This window comes from Pseudomonas sp. B21-019, from assembly GCF_024749225.1.
In the GTDB taxonomy this organism is placed as follows: domain Bacteria; phylum Pseudomonadota; class Gammaproteobacteria; order Pseudomonadales; family Pseudomonadaceae; genus Aquipseudomonas.
Map to the genome: position 1 here is coordinate 4,330,038 of NZ_CP087193.1, position 23,785 is coordinate 4,353,822.

15 protein-coding genes are annotated in these 23,785 nt (G+C 60.6%); 8 read left to right on the forward strand and 7 right to left on the reverse strand.

The window, feature by feature from the left end; all coding sequences use genetic code 11:
* Window positions 1–145: 145 nt before the first annotated feature.
* Both smc and LOY36_RS19150 read right to left on the reverse strand, forming a co-directional pair.
* Complete coding sequence (gene smc / locus LOY36_RS19145; RefSeq protein ID WP_258670185.1) at window positions 146–3,634, reverse strand: chromosome segregation protein SMC; 3,489 nt, start codon at window positions 3,632–3,634, stop codon at window positions 146–148.
* Window positions 3,635–3,636: 2 nt separating this feature from the next.
* Window positions 3,637–4,296 (reverse strand): GntR family transcriptional regulator, encoded by a 660-nt coding sequence (locus LOY36_RS19150; RefSeq protein WP_019648276.1) that lies wholly within the window; start codon window positions 4,294–4,296, stop codon window positions 3,637–3,639.
* A 266-nt stretch (window positions 4,297–4,562) separates the two neighbouring features.
* Between LOY36_RS19150 and xdhA the strand changes: the two genes are divergently transcribed.
* The 4 genes from xdhA (at window position 4,563) to guaD (ending at window position 10,703) form a co-directional block, all read left to right on the forward strand.
* Window positions 4,563–6,017 (forward strand): xanthine dehydrogenase small subunit, encoded by a 1,455-nt coding sequence (xdhA, locus tag LOY36_RS19155; RefSeq protein ID WP_258670188.1) that lies wholly within the window; start codon window positions 4,563–4,565, stop codon window positions 6,015–6,017.
* Window positions 6,010–8,409: a xanthine dehydrogenase molybdopterin binding subunit gene (gene xdhB, locus LOY36_RS19160; RefSeq protein WP_258670190.1), complete on the forward strand. Its 2,400-nt coding sequence runs from the start codon at window positions 6,010–6,012 to the stop codon at window positions 8,407–8,409. Before xdhA ends, xdhB begins: the two co-directional genes overlap by 8 nt.
* 117 nt (window positions 8,410–8,526) lie before the next feature.
* Complete coding sequence (xdhC, locus tag LOY36_RS19165; protein ID WP_019579882.1) at window positions 8,527–9,372, forward strand: xanthine dehydrogenase accessory protein XdhC; 846 nt, start codon at window positions 8,527–8,529, stop codon at window positions 9,370–9,372.
* Between the two features lie 32 nt (window positions 9,373–9,404).
* A complete protein-coding gene (guaD, locus tag LOY36_RS19170; protein ID WP_258674206.1) occupies window positions 9,405–10,703 on the forward strand; it encodes a guanine deaminase in 1,299 nt (432 codons plus the stop codon).
* A 163-nt stretch (window positions 10,704–10,866) separates the two neighbouring features.
* Here guaD and LOY36_RS19175 read toward each other — a convergent pair whose 3' ends face one another.
* Window positions 10,867–11,631 carry a GntR family transcriptional regulator gene (locus tag LOY36_RS19175; protein ID WP_007941070.1) on the reverse strand — a complete coding sequence of 255 codons (765 nt, stop codon included), beginning with the start codon at window positions 11,629–11,631 and terminating at the stop codon, window positions 10,867–10,869.
* Window positions 11,632–11,953: 322 nt separating this feature from the next.
* On the opposite strand from LOY36_RS19175, the gene LOY36_RS19180 reads away from it, so the two are divergent.
* On the forward strand, window positions 11,954–13,144 hold the full coding sequence (locus tag LOY36_RS19180) for a benzoate/H(+) symporter BenE family transporter (RefSeq protein WP_019648272.1): 1,191 nt from the start codon (window positions 11,954–11,956) through the stop codon (window positions 13,142–13,144).
* Between the two features lie 154 nt (window positions 13,145–13,298).
* Here LOY36_RS19180 and LOY36_RS19185 read toward each other — a convergent pair whose 3' ends face one another.
* Window positions 13,299–13,643, reverse strand: coding sequence for a YggL family protein (locus tag LOY36_RS19185; RefSeq protein ID WP_018925275.1), 345 nt, complete (start codon window positions 13,641–13,643; stop codon window positions 13,299–13,301).
* Window positions 13,644–13,877: 234 nt separating this feature from the next.
* On the opposite strand from LOY36_RS19185, the gene dacB reads away from it, so the two are divergent.
* Entirely contained in the window at window positions 13,878–15,338 is a 1,461-nt protein-coding gene (gene dacB / locus LOY36_RS19190) for a D-alanyl-D-alanine carboxypeptidase/D-alanyl-D-alanine-endopeptidase (protein ID WP_019579764.1), read from the forward strand.
* A gap of 116 nt (window positions 15,339–15,454) precedes the next feature.
* On the opposite strand, the gene LOY36_RS19195 is transcribed toward dacB, so the two are convergent.
* Complete coding sequence (locus LOY36_RS19195; RefSeq protein ID WP_258670195.1) at window positions 15,455–17,845, reverse strand: diguanylate cyclase; 2,391 nt, start codon at window positions 17,843–17,845, stop codon at window positions 15,455–15,457.
* A 142-nt stretch (window positions 17,846–17,987) separates the two neighbouring features.
* On the reverse strand, window positions 17,988–20,258 hold the full coding sequence (rlmKL, locus tag LOY36_RS19200) for a bifunctional 23S rRNA (guanine(2069)-N(7))-methyltransferase RlmK/23S rRNA (guanine(2445)-N(2))-methyltransferase RlmL (protein ID WP_258670197.1): 2,271 nt from the start codon (window positions 20,256–20,258) through the stop codon (window positions 17,988–17,990).
* Window positions 20,259–20,789: 531 nt separating this feature from the next.
* Between rlmKL and rmf the strand changes: the two genes are divergently transcribed.
* Window positions 20,790–21,005, forward strand: coding sequence for a ribosome modulation factor (gene rmf, locus LOY36_RS19205; RefSeq protein ID WP_003223300.1), 216 nt, complete (start codon window positions 20,790–20,792; stop codon window positions 21,003–21,005).
* A 311-nt stretch (window positions 21,006–21,316) separates the two neighbouring features.
* Here the strand turns inward: rmf and LOY36_RS19210 are convergent, their stop codons facing one another.
* Entirely contained in the window at window positions 21,317–22,336 is a 1,020-nt protein-coding gene (locus LOY36_RS19210; protein ID WP_258670199.1) for a quinone-dependent dihydroorotate dehydrogenase, read from the reverse strand.
* 226 nt (window positions 22,337–22,562) lie between these two features.
* Here LOY36_RS19210 and LOY36_RS19215 point away from each other — a divergent pair, with 226 nt between their 5' ends.
* Window positions 22,563–23,774, forward strand: coding sequence for a CmpA/NrtA family ABC transporter substrate-binding protein (locus LOY36_RS19215; RefSeq protein ID WP_258670202.1), 1,212 nt, complete (start codon window positions 22,563–22,565; stop codon window positions 23,772–23,774).
* The last annotated feature ends 11 nt before the right edge of the window (window positions 23,775–23,785 follow it).

Here is a 23,785-nt window from a genome sequence, read left to right on the forward strand (position 1 = left end):
GAAAAATTGACATTAAACTAGCACGACCAAAGATAACTTTACACCGTCTGTCACATTGGCTTGCGCGAATATGTCGATTGGCCAGCAAGTCAAGCCAGGTAAAAAAGCCCTACAGCTCAAAATTACCTGCCCTACATGCAATGACTCAGGCGTCCACCATGGCCATCGCCTCCTCCACATCCACTGCCACCAGACGCGAGCAACCCGGTTCGTGCATCGTCACCCCCATCAATTGATCGGCCATTTCCATGGCGATCTTGTTGTGGGTGATATAGATGAACTGCACCGTCTGCGACATCTCTTTGACCAGCCGCGCGTAGCGTCCAACGTTAGCGTCATCCAATGGTGCGTCAACCTCATCGAGCATGCAGAACGGCGCCGGATTCAACTTGAAGATGGCAAATACCAGGGCCAATGCGGTCAGGGCTTTTTCGCCACCGGAGAGCAAATGGATGGTGCTGTTCTTCTTTCCTGGCGGCCGCGCCATGATCGTCACCCCTGTATCGAGTAGATCTTCGCCCGTCAGTTCCAAATAGGCGCTGCCTCCACCGAAAACTTTTGGGAAAAGGGCCTGTAAACCGCCATTGATCTGATCAAAGGTATCTTTGAAGCGGTTCCGGGTTTCCTTGTCGATCTTGCGAATCACGTTCTCGAGAGTGTCCAGTGCTTCCACCAGATCGTCGTTCTGGGCATCCAGATAACGTTTACGCTCGGATTGTTGCTGGTATTCGTCGATGGCCGCGAGGTTGATCGCGCCGAGGCGCTGAATCCGCGCGGCAATACGCTCGAGTTCTTCTTCGGCGTCTTTCTCGCTGACCCCGGCCACCAGTGTGGCGAGCACGCCATTGAGATCGTAGCCGTCTTCGAGCAATTGATCCTGCAAGGTCTTGCGTCGCACCGTCAACGCTTGCCATTCCATGCGCTGCTGTTCGAGCTGGCTGCGAATCAACTGGGATTGCTGCTCGGCCTGAGTCCGGCGCTTTTCGGCATCGCGCAGTTCACGGTCGGCGTCTTCCATGGCGATTTGCGCGGTCTTGAGCTCTTCGTCGACAGTCATGCGTTTGTCGAGCAACTCTTCGAGCTTCAGCCGCAGCTCTTCCAGCGGCGCCTCGCCCTCTTCCAGGTTGAGGCTCAGCTGTTCGCGCTTCTCGGTCAGGCGCTCTGCCTGCATTTCCAGCCGCTCAAGAGCCTGACGGGTGGAATCGTGTTGCGCCTTCAGCGACCCCAGGCGCACCGCCAATTGATGCGCATGGTCCTTGTGCTGCCGGGCTTCCTGGCGCACCCGGTCGAGGCGTTCGCGCAGGCTGTCGCGCTGGGCCAGCAGCAACTCGCGCTGCTCGGTATCCACCGCCATGCTGTCGAGGGCTTCCTGCAATTGCAGGCGCGCTTCGCCGATGTTTTCGTGTTCCAGGGCGCGCTGTTCGCTGAGCTCGGTGAGTTCTTCATCGAGACGGCTGCGGCGCAGGGTCAACTGTTCGACCTTGGCTTTACCAGCCGACAACTGGGCTTTCAACTCACCCTGCTGACGCGCTTCGTCTTGCAGCAGACGGCGTAAATGTTCGCGGCCGTTTTCCTGCTGACGCTGTTGCGCCCTGAGATTCTGAAGCTGGGTTTCCAGAGTTTCAACCGTGGCTTCGCGCTCTTCGCGCTCAAGCCCCAGCCGCTGGATTTCCTGGCCACGGGCGAGCACGCCGCTTTCTGCCTCGCTGGCCCGACGCACGCGTAAAAAGTGCCTGCCGACCCAGTAACCGTCGCGGCTGATCAGGCTTTGGCCGGCAGCCAATTGCCCGCGCAAGGCCAAGGCCTGTTCAAGGCTGTCGACCGGCTTGACCTGCCCCAGCCAAGGCGACAGATCGATCTGCGCCTCGACCTTGTCGAGCAAACTGCCGGGCATGCGCACGCCATCGCTGGCCGGGCTGAGCAGGCGCAGATCGCCTTGGGCAAACCCGGCCAGATCGAAATCACCGAAGTCGTCCACCAGCACCGCTTGCAGGTCGGCGCCGAGCACGGTTTCCACCGCCAGCTCCCAACCCGCTTCAACTTTCAGGCCTTCGGCCAAACGCGGACGATCCGCCAGATGCTGTTCGCGCAGCCATTCGGCGGTGCCGGTGCCCGGATCGAGCGCGGCTTGCTGCAAGGCTTCCAAAGATGCCAGCCGACCGTTGAGCCGCTGCAAATCACCTTGGGCTTGTTGCTGTGCCGACAGCGCTTGCTGCAATTCCTGACGCAGTTGCTCGAGGCGTTCAACTTGCGCTTCTTCACTGGCCTGCAAGTCTTCCAGCGTCGCCTCGGATGCGGCCAACTGCTCGCTGAGTTCCATGATCGCCGCGTCTTCCGGGTCTGCCGAGAGCAGCGCGCGCTCTTCGGCCAGACGCTTCTGGCGATCGGCCAATCGCTCCATGCTGGTTTCCAGCTGCTGGATCCGCGACTGCTGAACTTCAGCCTGGCGACGCGGCTCGGCGGCGGTGAGGTTGAAAGTGTCCCACTGCTCCTGCCAGCCGTGCATGGTGGTTTCGGATTCTTCCAGTGCGGCGGCGGCTTCTTCGGCGGCGGCGCTGGTGACTTCCTGTTCCGGCGTGAGCATGTCCAGCTCTTCGCCCAGGGTCAGCAGCAAGGTGCGGTCATGGCCCAAGTGCGATTCGGTTTCCAACCGCGCGCGCTCGGCTTCTTTCAGATCGTCCTGCAATTGACGCAAGCGCTGCTGGCCGTGCTGGATGCTCTGCTCGACCCGGGCGATGTCGCCGCCGACCGAATAGAAGCGCCCCTGCACCAGATTGAAGCGCTCGGACAGGTCGTGATGCCCGTCACGCAGGCGTTCGATGGCCGCGTCGGCGTTGCGCTGCTCGGCCACCAGGGCTTCGAAGGTGATTTCCTGGGTGCCGATGATCGCTTCGCGCTGGCCAACCTGCTCGTTCAGCGCCTGCCAGCGCAGGGCTGACAACTGGGCCTTGAGCTGACGCTCTTCGCCCTTGTATTCCTGATACTTCTTGGCCGCCTCGGCCTGGCGGTGCAAGCGTTCAAGCTGACGCTCGAGCTCTTCGCGCAGGTCGGTCAGGCGGGCCAGGTTTTCGTGGGTGCGGCGGATGCGGTTTTCGGTTTCGCGTCGACGCTCCTTGTACTTGGAGATGCCCGCCGCTTCTTCGATGAAATTGCGCAGGTCTTCGGGCTTGGATTCGATCAGCTTGGAGATCATCCCCTGCTCGATAATCGAATAGCTGCGCGGGCCGAGGCCGGTACCCAGAAAAATGTCGGTGATATCGCGGCGGCGGCATTTGGCGCCGTTGAGGTAATAGGTGGTCTGGCTGTCGCGGGTCACTTTGCGGCGAATGGAAATTTCCGCATAGGCCGCCCATTCGCCGAGCAAGGTGCCGTCGGAGTTATCGAACACCAGTTCGATGCTCGCCTGGCTCACCGGCTTACGGCTGGTTGAGCCGTTGAAGATGACGTCGGTCATCGACTCGCCGCGCAAGTTCTTGGCCGAGCTCTCGCCCATCACCCAACGCACGGCGTCGATGATGTTCGACTTGCCACAACCATTGGGCCCGACCACCGCCGCCATGTTACTGGGGAAGTTCACCGTGGTCGGGTCGACGAAGGATTTGAACCCCGCCAGTTTAATGCACTTGAGCCGCACGCTTAAGCGACCGTCAAGGCAGAAACCACCAGATCGCAACTGCGCTGGGCATACGCCGTCAGCACCACGCGGATCTGCGCAAAGTCACGGGCCAGCACGGCGGCCAGCAGGCGTTCGAACAGTTCCAGGAACTCGCTCATCGAGGCCTTGCGCTGCTCCAACGCCAGGAAATACGCACGGCTCATGGCCGGCTGCAGATTCTCGACGGTTTCCTGCAAGTACGGGTTGTTGGCGAACGGATACGCGGCGCGCATCACGCTGAAGCTGTCGTCGACGAACGTGCGGATGTCCTGGCGTTCGTAGCTGGCGGTCAGGCGCTGCTGGATCTGCAGGAATGGCACCATGTCGGCCTGGACTTGCCAACCGCTGGCCACGGCGTTGCCGAGCAATATGTACAACTCGCTCATCAGCGTGCACAGGCTCTGCACCTTGTGCGCCGTCAGTTCGGTCACGTGGGCGCCACGTCGCGGCAAAATCGCGATCAAGTGGCGGCGTTCGAGGATCAGCAAGGCCTCACGGACTGAACCGCGGCTGACATTGAGGGCCAGCGTGACCTTCTGTTCCTGGATGCGCTCCCCCGGCTTCATTTCGCCGCGAATGATACGTTCGGCGAGGTGGTGAGCGATTTGCTCGGCGAGGCTGTCCGGCGCCTTGAACGTCATGGTTGTCCTTCAAACTCTTCGATCTGCACAAGCGGCGCAGTGTAGCGCAATTGAGGGGTCATGGCGGAGTGCCCACCCAGCGGTTTTTGGCACGATTCAAGCAAAAAGCAGGCTATCCCGTGAGGGTCAATAATGAAGGAACGAGTCGTTGATCGACAAAACGCTATTTCCTGACCTTTAAGTCAGAAAATCATTGACCGGAAAGTCAGACCTGATAAATTCGGTTCATGTCGGTTAACAACAATAATGAGTCTGCGAGGCCATCCGTGATCCAGTTTTTACTCAACCAGGAACTCCGTAGCGAGCACGCCCTGGACCCGAACCTGACTGTGCTCAATTACTTGCGCGAACATGTGGGCAAACCCGGCACCAAAGAAGGCTGCGCCAGCGGTGACTGTGGCGCGTGCACTGTGGTGGTCGGCGAGCTGCAGACGGATGACGATGGCCGCGAACACATTCGCTATCGCAGCCTCAACTCGTGCCTGACCTTTGTTTCGTCGCTGCACGGCAAGCAACTGATCAGCGTCGAAGACCTCAAGCACCAAGGCCAACTGCACAGCGTGCAAAAAGCCATGGTCGAGTGCCATGGCTCGCAATGCGGTTTCTGCACCCCGGGCTTTGTCATGTCGCTGTTCGCCCTGCAAAAGAACAGCGATCAACCGGACTCCCACAAGGCCCATGAAGCCCTGGCCGGCAACCTCTGCCGCTGCACTGGTTATCGGCCGATCCTGGCCGCCGCCGAGCAATCCTGCTGCGGCAAGCAACCGGACCAGTTCGATGCCCGTGAGGCTGACACCATCGCTCGCCTGAAAGCCATCGCCCCCACCGACATCGGTGAACTCAACAGTGGCGACAAACGCTGCCTGGTGCCGCTGACCGTGGCCGATCTGGCCGACCTCTACGACGCTTATCCACAGGCCCGCCTGCTGGCCGGCGGTACCGACCTGGCGCTGGAAGTCACGCAATTCCACCGCACCTTGCCGGTGATGATCTACGTCGGCAACGTCGCCGAAATGAAGCGCATAGAACGCTTCGACGAGCGCCTGGAAATCGGCGCCGCCACCGCCCTCTCCGACTGTTACGACGCTTTGAAGGCCGAGTACCCGGACTTCGGCGAATTGCTGCAGCGCTTCGCTTCGTTGCAGATTCGCAACCAGGGCACCCTCGGCGGCAATATCGGCAACGCCTCGCCGATCGGTGACTCGCCACCGCTGCTGATCGCCCTTGGCGCGCAGATCGTGCTGTGCAAAGGCGAGACTCGCCGCACCCTGGCCCTGGAAGATTACTTCATCGATTACCGGGTCACCGCGCGCCAGGAAAGCGAGTTCATCGAGAAGATCATCGTGCCTCGCGCCAGCGTTGAACAACTGTTCCGCGCCTACAAGGTGTCGAAGCGTCTGGACGACGACATTTCCGCAGTCTGCGCAGCATTCAACCTGCGCATCGACAATGGCGTAGTCGCCGACGCCCGCGTTGCTTTCGGCGGCATGGCGGCCATCCCCAAACGTGCGAAAAACTGCGAAGCCGCGCTGGTTGGCGCACCGTTCAACAACGCCACCATTGAACGCGCCTGCGCCGCACTGGCCGAAGATTTCACACCGCTCTCGGACTTCCGCGCCAGCAAGGAATACCGCCTGCTCAGCGCGCAGAACCTGCTGCGCAAATACTTCATCGAACTGCAAACACCGCACATCGAGACTCGGGTGACCGCTTATGTCTAATCATCACGCCGTAGAGAAGACCCAAGCCGAACTGGCTGAATTGTTCGCCAAGGACCTGACCACCGGAGTCGGCCGCAGCGTCAAGCACGACAGCGCCGCCAAGCATGTGTCCGGTGAAGCACAGTACATCGACGATCGGCTGGAATTCCCCAATCAGCTGCACGTTTATGCACGGCTGTCGGACCGCGCCCACGCGAAAATCATCAGCATCGACACCAAGCCCTGCTACGCCTTCGAAGGCGTGCGCATCGCCATCACCCACGAAGACGTGCCGGGCCTGAAAGACATCGGCCCGCTGTTGCCGGGCGATCCGCTGCTGGCCATCGATGACGTGCAATTCGTCGGTCAACCAGTGCTCGCCGTCGCCGCGAAAGACCTGGAAACCGCGCGCAAAGCCGCGATGGCGGCGATCATCGAATATGAAGACCTCGAACCCGTCCTGGACGTGGTCGAAGCCCTGCGCAAACGCCATTTCGTACTCGACAGCCACACCCATCAGCGTGGCGATTCGGCCAATGCCTTGGCCACTGCCGAGCATCGCATTCAAGGCACGCTGCACATCGGCGGCCAGGAACACTTTTATCTGGAAACCCAGATCTCTTCGGTGATGCCGACTGAAGACGGCGGGATGATCGTTTACTGCTCGACCCAGAACCCCACCGAAGTGCAGAAACTGGTGGCGGAAGTGCTGGACGTGTCGATGAACAAGATCGTCGTCGACATGCGCCGCATGGGCGGTGGTTTCGGCGGCAAGGAAACCCAGGCGGCCAGCCCGGCGTGCCTGTGCGCGGTGATCGCGCACCTGACCGGACAACCCACCAAAATGCGTCTGCCGCGTGTTGAAGACATGCTGATGACCGGTAAGCGTCACCCGTTCTACGTCGAGTACGACGTGGGCTTCGACAGCACCGGCCGCCTGCACGGCATCGCCCTGGAGCTGGCCGGTAACTGCGGTTGCTCACCGGATTTGTCGGCCTCGATTGTCGACCGCGCGATGTTCCATGCCGACAACTCGTACTACCTGGGCGATGCGACCATCAATGGTCACCGCTGCAAGACCAACACCGCGTCGAACACCGCTTACCGTGGTTTCGGCGGCCCGCAAGGCATGGTCGCCATCGAAGAAGTGATGGACGCGATTGCCCGCCATCTGGGCCTCGACCCACTGGCGGTGCGCAAGGCCAACTACTACGGCAAGACCGAGCGCAACGTTACCCATTACTACCAGACCGTCGAGCACAACATGCTCGAGGAAATGACCGCCGAACTGGAAGCCAGCAGCCAGTACGCCGAGCGCCGCGAAGCGATCCGTCGCTACAACGCCAACAGCCCGATCCTGAAAAAAGGCCTGGCGCTGACCCCGGTCAAATTCGGTATTTCCTTCACCGCCAGTTTCCTCAACCAGGCCGGTGCGCTGGTGCATGTCTACACCGACGGCAGCATCCACCTGAACCACGGCGGCACCGAAATGGGCCAGGGCCTGAACACCAAGGTTGCGCAAGTCGTGGCTGAAGTATTCCAGGTAGAAATGGACCGGGTGCAGATCACCGCGACCAACACCGACAAAGTGCCGAACACCTCGCCGACCGCCGCTTCCAGCGGCGCCGACCTCAACGGTAAAGCCGCACAGAATGCCGCGGAGATCATCAAGAAACGCCTGGTGGAATTCGCCGCGCGGCAATACAAGGTCAGCGAAGAAGACGTGGAATTCCACAACGGTCATGTGCGGGTTCGCGATCACATCCTGACGTTCGAAGCGCTGATCCAGCAGGCGTATTTCGCCCAGGTATCGCTGTCGAGCACTGGCTTCTACAAGACTCCGAAAATCTACTACGACCGCAGCCAGGCTCGCGGTCGGCCGTTCTACTACTACGCCTTCGGCGCGGCCTGCGCCGAGGTGATCGTCGACACCCTGACGGGCGAGTACAAGATGCTGCGCACCGACATCCTCCACGACGTCGGCGCCTCGTTGAACCCGGCCATCGACATCGGTCAGGTCGAGGGTGGTTTCATCCAGGGCATGGGTTGGCTGACCATGGAAGAACTGGTGTGGAACGACAAAGGCAAACTGATGACCAACGGCCCGGCCAGCTACAAGATCCCGGCCGTGGCGGACATGCCGTTGGACCTGCGGGTGAAGCTGGTGGAAAACCGCAAGAACCCGGAAGACACGGTGTTCCATTCCAAGGCTGTGGGTGAGCCGCCGTTCATGCTTGGCATCGCCGTCTGGTGCGCGATCAAGGACGCCGTGGCGAGTTTGGGCGACTACCGGCATCAACCGAAAATCGACGCGCCGGCGACGCCGGAGCGGGTGTTGTGGGGGTGTGAGCAGATGCGCCGGTTGAAGGCTTTGAAGCCTGTTGAGGCTGAAGCCGAGTTGGCTTCGCTGTAAGACCTAGGCGCGGCCATCGCAAGCAAGCAAGCTCCCACAGGTACGATGCATTCCTTGTGGGAGCGTGGCTTGCCCGCGATGAGGCCCGAACAGACAACAGAGATGTTGAGGTGAACCATGTACAACTGGATCGACGCCCTCGCCGACCTGCAAAACCGGGGTGAACCCTGTGTGTTGGTGACCATTATCGAAGAGCTCGGCTCAACGCCGCGCAATGCCGGCTCGAAGATGGTCATCAGCGCCACGCAAACATTCGACACCATTGGTGGCGGGCATCTGGAATACAAGGCCATGCAGATCGGCCGCGAGATGCTTGCCAGCGGTCGGCAGGACACCCATCTGGAGCGCTTCAGCCTCGGTGCCAGCCTGGGCCAGTGCTGCGGCGGCGTGACCGTGCTGCTGTTCGAACCGATGGGCCAGGTGCAAGCGCAGATTGCTGTATTCGGCGCCGGCCACGTCGGTCGGGCGCTGGTGCCGCTGCTCGCCAGCCTGCCCTGCCGGGTGCGCTGGATCGATTCGCGGGAAGCCGAATTCCCCGAACAGATCCCCCACGGCGTGCGCAAAATCGTCACCGAAGAACCGCTGGATGAAGTCGATGACCTGCCCGCTGGCAGCTACTGCATTGTCATGACTCACAACCACCAACTCGACCTCGAACTCACCGCCGCGATCCTCAAGCGCAACGACTTCGCCTACTTCGGCCTGATCGGTTCGAAGACCAAACGGGTGAAGTTCGAACACCGCCTGCGTGATCGTGGTTTCGACAGCGCCGTGCTGCAACGCATGCGCTGCCCGATGGGGCTGGGCGAAGTCAAAGGCAAGTTGCCTGTGGAAATCGCCATATCCATCGCCGGCGAAATCATCGCCACTTACAACGCGAATTTCGGCCAGCACACCGCCAGCGCCGGATCATCGATCGCCAAACTGCTGCCTGCTTCACGCCGCAGCCAAGCTTCTAACTGAAAAGCTTTGAACTAATTGAGAACCCCATGCCAATGACTCGCAAAGCCTACCGCGCCGCCATTTTGCACAGCATCGCCGACCCTGCCGAAGTGGGTATCGAAGCCTCGTATGAGTATTTCGAAGACGGCCTGCTGGTGGTCGAGAACGGCCAGATCAACGCCATCGGCCACGCCAGCGAATTGCTGCCAACGCTGCCGGCCAACATCGAGATCACCCATTATCAGGACGCACTGATCACCCCCGGCTTCATCGACACCCACATTCACCTGCCGCAAACGGGCATGGTCGGCGCCTACGGCGAGCAACTGCTGGACTGGCTGAACACCTACACCTTTCCGTGCGAAAGCCAGTTCGCCGACAAGGTTCACGCCGATGAAGTGGCAGATATTTTCATCAAGGAACTGCTGCGCAACGGCACCACCACCGCCCTGGTCTTCGGCAGCGTGCATCCGCAATCGGTGAACTCGTTTTTCGAGGCTGCCGAGCAACTGGATCTGCGGATGATCGCCGGCAAGGTAATGATGGATCGCAACGCGCCGGACTACCTGACCGACACCGCCGAATCGAGCTACGTCGAAAGCAAGGCGCTGATCGAGCGCTGGCACGGCAAGGGCCGCCTGCATTACGCCGTCACCCCGCGCTTCGCCCCGACCAGCACCCCGGAGCAACTGACCCTCGCCGGTCAGTTGCTCAGCGAATACCCGGATCTGTACATGCAGACCCACATCAGCGAAAACCTCAAGGAAGTCGAGTGGGTCAAGGCACTGTTCCCGGAGCGCAAGGGCTATCTGGACGTCTACGACCACTACCAACTGCTCGGCGAGCGCTCAGTGTTTGCCCACGGTGTGCACCTGTGCGACGACGAATGCGCGCGCCTGGCACAGACCGGATCGGCGATTGCCTTCTGCCCGACCTCGAACTTCTTCCTCGGCAGCGGCTTGTTCAACCTGCCGATGGCCGAGAAGCACAAACTGAATGTCGGACTGGGCACGGACGTCGGTGGCGGCACCAGTTTCTCGCTGCTGCAAACCCTGAACGAAGCGTACAAGGTCATGCAGCTGCAAGGCGCACGGCTGAGCCCGTTCAAGTCGCTGTACCTCGCCACCCTCGGCGGCGCCCGCGCGCTGCGGCTGGAAGACCAGATCGGCACCCTGCAACCGGGTACCGACGCGGACTTCCTGGTGCTGGACTACAACGCGACGCCGCTGCTGAGCTATCGCCTGAAGCAGGCCAATAACATTGCCGAGACGTTGTTTGTGTTGATGACGCTGGGGGATGACCGGACTGTTCTGCAGACGTACGCGGCGGGGAATCTGGTGCATCAGCGTTAAGGTTTTCAGGGCATAAAAAATCCCCCGCAATGATTGGTTGCGGGGGATTTTTTTTGCCTGTCAGAATGCCAAAAGATCGCAGCCTTCGGCAGCTCCTACGGGTGTACGCATTGCCCCTGTAGGAGCTGCCGAAGGCTGCGATCTTTTCGGCGGCCCCGACAAATCAGAGCTTGGCAGTCGAGCGCCCTGGCTTCTTGGTCTGCAACAGATGCGAGAACACCGCATGCAAATCATCCGACGCGCTTTCTTCGTCGAGGTTGAGTTTGCTGTCGATGTGGTCCATGTGATGCATCATCAGGTCCACTGCCAGCGTCGCGTCCCGCGCTTCGATGGCATCGATCAACTGGGTGTGTTCATCGTAGGAACAGTGCGAACGGTTGCCGCTCTCATACTGGGCGATGATCAGCGATGTCTGGGACACCAGGCTGCGCTGGAAGCTGATCAGCGGCGCGTTCTTCGCCGCTTCGGCCAGTTTCAAGTGAAACTCGCCCGACAGACGAATACCGGCACCGCGATCGCCACGGGAGAAGCTGTCGCGCTCGTCGTTGACCATCTGCCGCAAGTCGGCAATCTGCTCGGCAGTGGCGTGCTGCACCGCCAACTCAGTGATCGCCCGCTCCACCAGACGCCGCGCCATAAACACCTGACGGGCCTCTTCGACACTCGGGCTGGCAACCACAGCGCCGCGATTCGGCCGCAGCAACACCACGCCTTCATGGGCCAGACGCGACAGCGCGCGGCGAATGATGGTGCGACTGACCCCGAAAATTTCCCCCAGCGCTTCTTCGCTCAACTTGGTGCCGGGCGCCAGACGCTGTTCGAGGATGGCCTCGAAGATATGCGCGTAGACAATATCGTCCTGGGTACCGCTGCGGCCGGCTTTGCCTGCTCGCGGTTGTTTCTTGAGGGGTTGCAACTGTTCGTTCATGGGCACTCGAGTCGGGAGAACTGCGGCGAATTGACCGTGACTGTAATACGGCACAGTGGGTCGCTGGCAAGTATCGCGTAAAAAACACTGCAATTGTACACAATGGCGGGTGGCAACACGACTGTACGGCTGTTTGTCGCCTTTGCTGTATCGCAACGACCGGTTACGTTTCAGTTTAGGCTTGAACGCAGAATCCTGTAGGAGCTGTCGAGTGAAACGAGGCTGCGATCTTTGATGTTGATTTTCCAAGATCAAAAGATCGCAGCCTCGTTTCACTCGACAGCTCCTACACATCTTCACCCGTATAAGGAACACCGCTGTCATGACCGACGTCACGCACACGCAGCTTCGTCCCCTGACCGACACGTCGCCCTCGGCCATTGTCGCCGGGTTCATCGCCATGATGACCGGTTACACCAGCTCCCTGGTGCTGATGTTCCAGGCCGGGCAAGCGGCGGGCCTGAGCAGCGGGCAGATTTCGTCGTGGATCTGGGCAATCTCCATCGGCATGGCGGTGTGCTCGATCGGCCTGTCCTTGCGCTATCGCACCCCGATTACCATCGCCTGGTCGACCCCCGGCGCGGCGTTGCTAATCACCAGCCTGGGCGGTGTTTCCTATGGCGAGGCCATCGGCGCCTACATTACTTGCGCAGTGTTGGTGACCGTGTGCGGCCTGACGGGCAGTTTCGAACGGCTGGTGAAAAAGATTCCGGCCTCATTGGCGGCAGCGTTGCTGGCGGGGATTCTGTTCAAGATCGGCAGCGAGATTTTCGTCGCCGCCCAGCACCGCACCGGGCTGGTCCTGGGGATGTTCTTCACGTATTTGCTGGTCAAGCGCCTGTCACCGCGCTACGCCGTGCTCGCGGCGCTATTGATTGGCACCGCACTGGCCGGTTTCATGGGGTTGCTGGATTTCAGTGGCTTTCACCTGGAAGTCGCGACGCCGGTCTGGACCACGCCGCATTTCTCCCTGGCCGCGACCATCAGCATCGGCATCCCGCTGTTCGTGGTGGCGATGACCTCGCAGAACATGCCGGGCATCGCCGTTTTGCGCGCCGACGGCTACAACGTGCCGGCCTCGCCGCTGATCACCACCACCGGGATTGCCTCGTTGCTGTTGGCGCCGTTCGGTTCCCACGGGATCAACCTGGCCGCCATCAGCGCAGCGATCTGCACCGGGCCGCACGCCCATGAGGATCGCAACAAGCGCTACACGGCAGCGGTCTGGTGCGGGATTTTCTACGGGATTGCCGGGGTATTCGGCGCGACGCTGGCGGCGTTGTTTGCCGCGTTGCCTAAAGAACTGGTGCTGTCGATTGCCGCGCTGGCGCTGTTCGGCTCGATCATCAACGGTCTGAGCATTGCCATGGCGCAAGTGCAGGAACGCGAAGCGGCGCTGATTACCTTTATGGTGACGGCATCGGGGCTGACGCTGTTTTCCATCGGCTCGGCGTTCTGGGGGATTGTTGCGGGTGTGCTGACGTTGCTGATTTTGAACTGGCGTAAAAGCTAAAAAGATCGCAGCCTCGTTTCACTCGACAGCTCCTACAGGGCAACGCATCCGATGGTGGGTGCTGCGTAGGAGCTGTCGAGTGAAACGAGGCTGCGATCCTTTGATCTTCACAAAAAAAAACGGCGACCCTCTTGGGTCGCCGTTTTTTAGAACATCAGGCTACCGGATTGATCGGCTTTTCCGGGTACCAGACGTCGATCAGCGGGCTGACTTCAGCGCTGGTCAATTCGCTACGGCCCTTGAGCCAGGCTTCAACAGCGGCACGCTGTGCTTCGGTCACCGAGCCACGCTTCTGCAGGCACACCAGACCGAAGTCATCGCCGCCCACATAACCCAGACCGTTGGCTTCCATGGCTTCTTTCAGGAACGCGTCGAGGAAAGCATCAATGGCTTCATCAGCCAAATCTTCTTTGAAATCCAGGTTCAGTTCGAAACCCAGCTCTTGAAATTCATCGACGCACAGTTTTTTGCGCAGACGCTGGGAACGGTTAGTCGCCATTGGAACAATCCTCATAAGTAATAACGGGCGGCACTTTAGCAGTTTAAGGCGCCGATTACCCGCCTCAGAACGGCGCGACGTCTACCGTCGGTAAAAAAATAGCGGATTAGTCGACCAAGGTGCGGCACAAGCCCCTGCACCTTGGGGCATAATGCCGACACTTTCATGACCGCTGAGGGAATTTATCACCGTGCCCTCGTCTTTTTCCCCCTCGGCTGTAGGGTTTTATTTCAGATGATCAAATCTTTGCGTCCATTGCTGCTGGCCAGTCTTCTTCTGCCCCTGGCCCTCCCCGTTTCCGCCGCGCCAATCAACACCGCCCTGTCGCCCAACGTTGAAAAGGCCCTCAAGGCCAGCAAATTGCCGGACAGCGCCTTGTCGCTGGTGATGATCCCGCTTAACGGCCCGGGCACCCCAACCGTTTATAACGCTGACGTTTCGGTCAACCCGGCCTCGACCATGAAACTGGTCACCACCTATGCGGCGCTGGAAATGCTTGGCCCGAACCACCAGTGGAAAACCGAGTTCTACACCGATGGCACCCTCAGCGGTGGCATCCTCAACGGTAACCTCTACCTCAAGGGTGGCGGCGATCCGAAGCTGAACATGGAAAAACTCTGGCTGCTGATGCGCGACTTGCGCGCCAATGGCGTGACCCAGGTCACCGGCGACCTGGTGCTGGACCGCGGCTTCTTCGTGCAACCGCAACTGCCCGAGTTCAACGACGACGGCAATGACGAGAACAAACCGTTCCTGGTCAAGCCCGACGCACTGCTGGTCAACCTCAAGGCCCTGCGCTTCGTGGCTCGCAACGACTCGGGCAAGGTTCTGGTGTCGGTCGAGCCGCCGATTGCCAGCATCCGCATCGACAATCAGGTCAAGGCGCTCAACTCCAAGCAGTGCACCGGGGGCGTGCGCTACAACCCGGTGACCCAGGCTGATGGCAGCGTCACCGTGACCGTCGGCGGCCAGTTGGGCGAAGGTTGCAGCTCCCAGACCTACTTGTCGCTACTCGACCACGCGACCTACACCGCCGGCGCCGTGCGCGCGATCTGGAAGGAATTGGGCGGCAGCATCCAGGGCCAGGATCGTCTGGCACCGACGCCGAGCAGCGCCAAGGTGCTGGCCCGGGCCTACTCGCCAGACTTGGCGGAAATCATTCGCGACATCAACAAATACAGTAACAACACCATGGCTCAGCAGTTGTTCCTGAGCCTGGGCCAGAAATTCCGCACCGACGCCGACAGTGATGACGCGAAAGCGGCCCAGCGTGTGGTGCGTCAGTGGCTGGCGCAGAAAGGCATCACATCACCGCACCTGGTGATGGAGAACGGTTCCGGCCTGTCCCGCGCCGAACGGGTAAGCGCACGTGAAATGGCCGCAATGCTGCAAGCCGCCTGGCGCAGCCCGTACGCCGCCGAGTTCATCAGCTCGATGCCGATTGCCGGCACCGACGGCACCATGCGCAAACGCCTGAAACACACGGCCATGACCGGTGAAGCCCACGTCAAGACTGGCACCCTGAACACCGTGCGTGCCATCTCCGGCTTCAGCCGCGATGTCAATGGCAATACCTGGGCGGTGGTGGCGATTCTTAACGACAAGGCTCCGTTTGGCGCGTCTTCGGTGCTGGATCAGGTGCTGCTGGACCTGTATCGCCAGCCGAAACTGCCGACCACGGCATCGGTGTTGTAAGCCTTTAGAGTCAAAAGATCGCAGCCTTCGGCAGCTCCTACAGGGTGTACACATTCCCATGCAGGAGCTGCCGAAGGCTGCGATCTTTTTCTGTCCACACAAACATCCCGCCTGACCTAGCTCATCTGCCCTTCAACCCGATCCCTTCCCGCCTGCTTCGCCGCGTAAACCCCCGAATCCGCCCGCAACAGCAACGCATCCGCGCCTTCCCCGACCCGCCAGCTGGCAATCCCGAAACTCGCGGTAACGATCCCCACCTCGTCGATCGGCGAACTGCGCAACCCTTGCCACAGTTCCAAGGCCAACACATGCGCCTGTTCGCCGTCGATGTCCGGGCAGAGCACCATGAACTCTTCGCCCCCCAGGCGACAGAACACATCGGTGCGCCGCAGACGACGGCCAATGCGTTCACACACTGCCTGCAATACCCGATCGCCCACGGCATGGCCGTGCTGGTCATTGATGCGTTTGAAATGGTCGATGTCGAGCATGATCACCGACAACTCGCCACCGCCGCGCTCGACCCGGGCCATTTCGGTGGTCAGGCGCTCCTGGAAATAGCGGCGGTTATGGATTCCGGTCAATGAGTCGGTCACCGACAGCGCGCGCAATTCCTCTTCAACACGCTTGAGGTCGGAAATGTCCGAAATGTAGCCATGCCACAGCACGCCGCCACCGGGCAGCTCCTCCGGCGTCGCTTCGCCGCGAACCCAGCGCAGGCCACGCTCGGGCAATTGCACGCGATACTCTTCGCGCCATGGGCTGAGGTTGTCCGCCGACACCTGGATCGATGCGCGGACCCGGCGCGAGTCCTGAGGATGAATCCGCGAGAACACCGCTTCGGCATTGCTCAGCAGTACCTCCAATTCGAGTTCGTAGATCTCGCGCATCCCGTCGCTGGCGTAGATCACGCTGAAGCGCCCATCGAACTCCATCTTGAACTGGTAAATCCCGCCGGGCACATGGGCGCTGAGTTTCTTCAACAACAAGTCCCGCGCCGCCAGGGCCTCGTGAACGCGCTTGCGCTCGGTGATGTCGATACAGATCGCCAAGTGCCCGACCCACAAACCCTGCTCGTCGAGAACCGGGGTCGCCAGCATGTTCACCGTCAAATGGCTGCCGTCGCGGCGCACCAGCGTCCACTCCCGGGCTTCGTGACCGCCCTCTTCTCCGCCTTCGACCAACATGGCCTGACAGGTCGGAATCGGCTTGCCATAGCGCGCGCTCAACTCCGCCGACCGCGCCTCGAGCTCCCGGGGCAGGTGCAGGTTTTCCAGGGTCATGTGGCCCACGGCCTGCGCACTGGAGTAACCGAGCATGTGCTCGGCACCGGCGTTGAAAGTGCTGACGATCCCGCGCAGGTCGGTGGCGATAATCGCCACCTGAGTCGCAGCATCCAGCACGCCGCGCAATTGGCCATGCGTGCCGCGCAGCTCTTGCTCACGGGCGTGCAGTTCCTCGGTCCGTTGCTCGACCATTTTCAGCGCCCGTTGCCGCTGGCTGACCAACACATAGAGAAACACGCTGAGCAGCAAGCTGAGTAAACCACCCAGCACCACCTGGCTGGTCACCGAGGAATGGTTGGCTTGCAGGAACGCCGCACTGGGGCGCATATCCACTTGATAATCGTGGTCGGCCAGACGCAGCAAGCGCGTGGAGGACAAGTCACTGGCCCCCGCCGGGTTGGTCGACTCGTACAGCACTTCGTGTTGGTCATCGGTGGACAAGTCGAGAATGCGCACCGAGAGAGAATCATGATTCTCTTCCGGCAGCCCGTCCGCCAGCAGCTGGCGCATGCTGATCACCGCCATCACATACCCGACGGGCGTGGTGTCCGGCAGGTGCTGACGGCTGACGGGGGCCACCAGCAACACCCCCCGTGAATAGGCAGGCTCAATGCCTACCAGATGCAATGGTTGCGAGACAGCCATGCGGCCAGTTCGATCGGCACGCTCCAGGGTCGAACGGCGCAGGGGCTGAGCCAGCAGGTCGTAACCCAGCGGCGTGGGCAGTCGGCTCTGGGTTTGGGTATAGAGCACCGGCACGTACTCGTCCCGCTCCGCGGCCGGTTGCAACTGGCCGTCGGCGGTGAGTTCGCGAAAGGTGAAATTGCTCAAGCCTTCGTCATGCACGAAGCGTTCAAGCAAGGGGCGTTCGGCGCGGGAAACCCGTGGTGCCCAGGAATAGGCTTGGGTGCGCCGCAGAAGAGGTTTGGCGTAACCGTCGAATTCCTCGCGGGACACCGACTCGGAATTGGCAAAGAACCGGCGCAGGCCATCGAGGCGCTGCTCCTGATCTTCGAAACGTTCTTCGATACGGCTGTAGCGTTCACTGGCGAGCAGTTGGAAACGTTGCCGCATTTGCTGATGAAACTGATTGAGCGTGGCCCAGGCCAGTAACCCCGTAAGAATCCCGCCGACGAGCAATACCAGCAGCGCGACCAGCCAGGCCGAGACATCTTCGCTGATAAAACCCAGGATCTTGGGGCGCACGGCGTGTAACGACATAAACGCAACTCATAACGCCAGGTGCCGGAAAGCCCATTGGCCATGAGTTGAGTTATAGCTATTAGCCACTAATTTGACCAGCACTGAAAGAACCAAAGAGCCTTTAAAAATCAAGGCTCTGTGGATCCAATCAGCTCAAGTGTCAGCGAGCAGTGATCTTCCAGGCACGGTGGATTTTGCCATTACGGGCGAAATCCGGATCGATGGTCTGGGCCGTGATTTCTTCAACGGCATAACGCTCGGTGAGGTTTTCCTCGAGCTGGAACTTGCGGAAGTTGTTGGAGAAATACAACACCCCGCCCGGTGCCAGTCGCGCCATGGCCAGGTCAATCAATTGCACCTGGTCACGCTGCACGTCGAAGATCCCTTCCATGCGCTTGGAGTTGGAGAAAGTCGGCGGGTCAATGAAGATCAGGTCGTATTCGTCACGGCAAGCATCGAGCCAGGCCATCACATCGCCCTGTTCCAGACGGTTCTTGTCAGAGAAGCCGTTCAGCGACAGGTTGCGACGCGCCCAGTCCAGGTAGGTTTTCGACAGGTCGACGCTGGTGGTGCTGCGCGCGCCGCCCTTGGCCGCATGCACGCTGGCGGTCGCGGTGTAGCAATACAAATTGAGGAAGCGCTTGCCGACCGCCTCTTTCTGAATCCGCATGCGCATCGGCCGGTGGTCGAGGAACAACCCGGTGTCGAGGTAGTCGGTGAGGTTCACCAGCAGCTTCACGCCGCCTTCGTTGACCTCGTTGAACTTGCCCTGGGCGCTCTGGCGTTCGTACTGCTTGGTGCCGCTCTGACGTTCGCGACGCTTGACCACCACGCGGCTCTTGTCGATGTTCAACGCCTGCGGGATTGCCGCCAGGGCATCGAACATCCGCGCCGAGGCTTTTTCCGGATCGATGGATTTCGGCGCGGCGTATTCCTGAACGTGGACCCAATCGTGATACAGGTCGATGGCCATGGAATATTCCGGCATGTCGGCATCGTAGACGCGGTAGCAGTCGATGCCTTCACGCTTGACCCACTTGCCCAGCGCCTTGACGTTCTTTTGCAGACGGTTGGCAAACATCTGCCCGCCCTCGCTCAGGCGCGGCTGCTCGATCACCGGGGCGGGTGCCGGAGCCGGTTTGATCGGATTGCCGTTTTTGTTGTACTTGCGTTCTAGCGGCTCGCTCGGTGCTTCATCGTAGGCCGCCTGTTCACGCTCGGCCTGACGCTGTTCCGGGGTGCGACGCTCGCCGGTGACGAACTGGTCTGGCGTGACCTTGATCAGCAGCAATTTGCACGGCAACGCGCCGTTCCAGAACGAATACTGTTTGTGACTGCGGATGCCCATGCGCTTGCCCAGGTCCGGAGCGCCGGTAAATACCGCCGCCTCCCAGTTCAAGCACGCCTGACGCAGGCGCTCGCCGAGGTTCTGGTAGAGGTAGAGCAGGCTCGCCTCATCGCCCAGACGCTCGCCGTACGGAGGGTTGCAGATCACCAGGCCTTTCTGGTTCTGGTCCGGGCGCGGCTCGAACGTTGCCACTTCGCCCTGGTAAATCTTGATCCACTCGCTCAGGCCGGCACGTTCGACGTTGTTGCGGCCCGGTTGAATCAGACGCGGGTCGGCTTCGTAACCGCGAATCCACAGCGGTGGCTTGGCCAGGCCGGCCGCGGCGCGTTCGGTGGCTTCTTCGTGGAGTTTTTTCCACAGCGCCGGCACGTGACCGAGCCAGGCGGTGAAGCCCCACTGCTCACGGCGCAGGTTCGGCGCCATGTCAGCGGCGATCATCGCGGCTTCCACCAGGAACGTGCCGACACCGCACATCGGGTCAGCCAGCGCGCCGCCATCGGCGGCAATGCGTGGCCAGCCGGAACGGATCAGAATCGCTGCCGCGAGGTTTTCCTTCAGCGGCGCAGCACCTTGCTGCAAGCGATAACCGCGCTGGTGCAGGCTGTGCCCGGACAGGTCGAGGGACAGGATGGCTTCGCCACGGTCCAGACGCAGGTGAACGCGCAGGTCCGGGTTGAGCTTGTCGATGGACGGGCGATCGCCCTGCGGGGTGCGCAGTTTGTCGACGATGGCATCCTTGACCTTCAAGGCGCCGAAGTGCGTGTTATCGATGCCAGAGCCGTGACCGCTGAATTCGACGGCCAAGGTGCCGTCGTTGAGCATGTGGTCTTGCCACTCGATATCCAGCACGCCGTGGTAGAGGTCTTCGGCGTCCTTCATCGGGAAGCGCTTGAGCACCAGCAGCACCCGGTTCGCCAGACGCGACCACAGGCACAGGCGATAAGCGGTTTCCATGGTGGCCATGCCGCGCACAGCCGAGGTGTGCTCGCGTGCTTCCTCAAGGCCAAGCCCGACGGCTTCCTCGATGAGCAGACCTTCAAGGCCTTTGGGGCAAGTGAGGAAGAGTTCGAAACGATCGGACATGGTAATTCCAGAGCCTTTAGCTAAGTGAACCGACAACGCGTTGCCGATCCGGATTTCAATCAGGCGTTTTTCTAACAGAACGCCCGCGTGGCACGAAGGTGTGCCGTCCCACCCCGACTGCTCGGGTTAAAAGAGCTTAGATGCCAGGGCAGATTAAAAAGTTGATGCAACAAAATGTCATAAGTCGACCCTTCGTCGAATAATCCCCAAGGGCAACAGGTGTCATTCTCGTTAAAGGCGCAACCCCCACCATCCAGCGCAGGGCCGATCATACCGGGCTTTGGCCAAGAAACACGGGACAAATATCGTGTTACTTATGGCCATACCATCTTTATGGTTACGTTCTTATGACAAAACGGTCATTCCCTCGATGTGACGCATTGGTTAGAACTCAACTCAGGTTGACGTCGCAACGGCGTCAACACCTTGGCTCGCGACGCCGGCAGCGAGCCACCAACGGCAGAATTTTTCTGCCTGACCTCGATTGAGGTCGACGCGATACATACAGTCAACAAGTGAGGGAAACACCCTATGAGAAGACTTAAGCGTGATCCGTTGGAAAGAGCATTTTTGCGCGGATATCAATATGGCGTTGGTGGTAAATCCCGTGAGCTTTGCCCTTTTACTCTACCGTCGGTACGCCAAGCCTGGATCAATGGCTGGCGAGAAGGACGCGGCGACAATTGGGACGGTATGACCGGCACTGCGGGAATCCACAGACTCAACGAACTTCACGCCGTCGGCTAATACAGGGCACACACTCCGACACGACAATCTGATTACGCTACGACTTAACCACGCACGTCCTATCCGGACGGCGGGCTTCGGCCCAGGGGCTCCTTCGAGGAGCCCTTTTTTATGCCTGCAAAGAACTACGGTGGTGAAGTCGTTTCTGTGGCGAGGGAGCTTGCTCCCTCTGAGCTGCGAAGCGGCCCCAAAACCAATCAACCCGGTGTGTCAGGTAAAACGCGGTTGCAGGATTTACGACTGCTTCGCAGCCGAGCGGGAGCAAGCTCCCTCGCCACAAAAGCCCTCAGCACAAGGCCCCTACACTGCCTTCAGCACAACGCGGCGATGGCATCTACCGATTCACGAATCAGTGCCGGGCCTTTATAGATAAAGCCCGAATATATCTGCACCAGGCTCGCACCCGCAGCGATTTTCTCAGCCGCGTGCTTGCCTTCGGTGATACCGCCCACGGCGATGATCGGCAAGCGACCGGCCAGTTCCGCCGCCAGCACCTTCACGGTGTGGGTGCTCTTGTCGCGAACCGGCGCGCCGGACAACCCGCCCGCCTCGTCACCATGCTCCAGACCTTCGACACCAACGCGACTCAGGGTGGTGTTGGTGGCGATCACCGCATCCATTCCGGTTTCGATCAACGCCTGGGCGACTTGAGCGGTTTCTTCATCACTCATGTCGGGCGCGATCTTGATCGCCAGCGGTACATGTTTGCCGTGGCGCTGGGCCAATTCCGCCCGGCGCGTGGCCAGGTCGGCGAGCAATTGCTTGAGCGAGTCGCCGAATTGCAGGCTGCGCAGGCCCGGCGTGTTCGGCGAGCTGACGTTGACCGTCACGTAGCTGGCATGGGCGTAAACCTTGTCCAGGCAGATCAGGTAATCGTCGACCGCACGTTCAACCGGCGTATCGAAGTTCTTGCCGATGTTGATACCCAGCACGCCCTTGTACTTGGCCGCGGCCACGCGAGCGAGCAAGTGATCGACGCCAAGGTTGTTGAAACCCATGCGGTTGATGATCGCCTCGGCTTGCGGCAAGCGGAAAATCCGTGGTTTCGGATTACCCGGTTGCGGGCGCGGGGTGATGGTGCCGATTTCGACGAAACCGAAACCCAGTTGGGCAAATCCGTCGATCGCCGCGCCGTTCTTGTCCAGACCGGCCGCCAGACCCACCGGGTTCGGGAATTCCAGGCCCATGACCGTCACCGGCATTTTTGCCGGTGCCTTGCACAGCAAGCCGTTGAGGCCCAAACGCCCGCCCGCGCCGATCAGGTCCAGGGACAGATCGTGGGAGGTTTCCGGGGAAAGTTTGAACAGCAGCTGACGGGCCAGGGTGTACATGGGCAGGCTTGACTCGGTTGGCGATGAGAGGCGGCGATTATAGCCGTGCATCAGAGCTTCACGCGAGGCGCGCGACAAAATCAGCCGGCGATGGCATATGCCTTGCACCAACATGGTCATCAGCACTCATGCCAACGACGGGATGAGTGGCAGGACAATGGCGTCGTCACCGGCTCTGCTCGCGCAGAGGCCATGGGACGACGTTTTTTTTGGAAGGTGCAAATCGATGAATGAACCATCAGCCGGCCCACTGGCCTGGGTCAACGGCAGCGATGCCCCGGAAAAAACCGAAATAAACCTTGGCTTCATGGCCCTGAGCGACTGCGCCTCAGTGGTAGTCGCCGCCACCCAGGGCTTCGCCCAGCCTTACGGCCTGACCCTGAACCTCAAGCGCCAGTCGTCCTGGGCCAACCTGCGGGACAAACTGGTCAGCGGCGAACTGGACGCCGCCCACAGCCTGTACGGCCTTATTTACGCCGTGCACCTGGGCATCGGCGGCGTAGCGTCCACCGACATGGCCGTGCTCATGGGCCTGAACCAGAACGGCCAGAGCATCAACCTCTCCCACGGCTTGCAGGCCTTGGGTGTGACCAGTCCTGAAGCACTGGACCACCACGTGCACCAAAGTCGCCCAAAACTGACCTTCGCCCAGACATTTCCCACGGGCACCCACGCCATGTGGCTGTATTACTGGCTGGCGAGTCAGGGCATTCATCCGTTGCAGGATGTCGACAGCGTGGTGGTGCCGCCGCCACAAATGGTCGCGCACCTGCAAGCCGGGCGCATCGACGGGTTCTGCGTCGGCGAACCGTGGGCTGCCAGCGCGGTGCAACAGAATCTCGGGTTCACCATGGCCACCACTCAGACCATCTGGCCCGATCACCCGGAAAAAGTCCTCGGCTGCACCCGCGCCTTCGTCGAGCAATACCCCAATACCGCCCGGGCCTTGGTGATGGCGATCCTCGAGGCCAGCCGCTTCATCGAAGCCAACCGCGAAAATCGCCGCAGCACCGCGCAATTGTTGAGCGCCCCCGAATACCTCGATGCCCCGCTCGATTGCATCGAACCGCGCTTGCTCGGTGACTACATCGACGGTTTGGGCAATCACTGGCAAGACCCGCACGCGATGCGTTTCCACGGTGGCGGCGAGGTCAATCTGCCGTATTTGTCCGACGGTATGTGGTTCATGACCCAGTTCCGTCGCTGGGGCTTATTGCGCGACGACCCGGATTACCTCGGCGTGGCCCGTCAGGTCCAGCAACTAGACTTGTACCGAGAGGCCGCCACCGCTGTCGGTGTACCCGCCCAGGCTCAGGAAATGCGCAGCAGTCAACTGATCGACGGCAAAATTTGGGACGGCTCGGACCCGACCGGCTATGCCCGCAGCTTCACGCTGCACGCCATGAGCGACAGCGCTCCCCTTCTCGCCAGCCGCTGACAGGAGCCTGC